General features: G+C 53.1%; 1 pseudogene. It reads left to right on the top strand.

Features of this window, described 5'->3' with window-relative positions:
* Positions 1 to 84: 84 nt before the first annotated feature.
* Positions 85 to 228: pseudogene (locus AF337_RS45340) on the top strand (glycosyltransferase); the annotation flags it as partial.

Here is a 228-nt window from a genome sequence, read left to right as displayed (position 1 = left end):
GTCTGGCCCCGCACGCCAGGCGAAAACATCTCTCGATTTCCGCAAGAATGAATCGAAAAACAAATAGCGCTCAACAACGAAACGATGCCGCGCCCGGAAGATCTGTCAAACCAGGTGGGACCCGGTGGTTACGGAGGAACTAGTTTGCAACGCGTTGATGTCGCAATTCCCTGCTATAACTATGCGCACTTCTTGGAGGAATGCGTTGAAAGCGTCCTGTCGCAAGCG

Origin of the sequence: Rhizobium ecuadorense (assembly GCF_001187535.1) — a bacterium.
GTDB classification, from domain to species: domain Bacteria; phylum Pseudomonadota; class Alphaproteobacteria; order Rhizobiales; family Rhizobiaceae; genus Rhizobium; species Rhizobium ecuadorense.
This window is presented reverse-complemented; position numbering and strand designations above follow the sequence as displayed.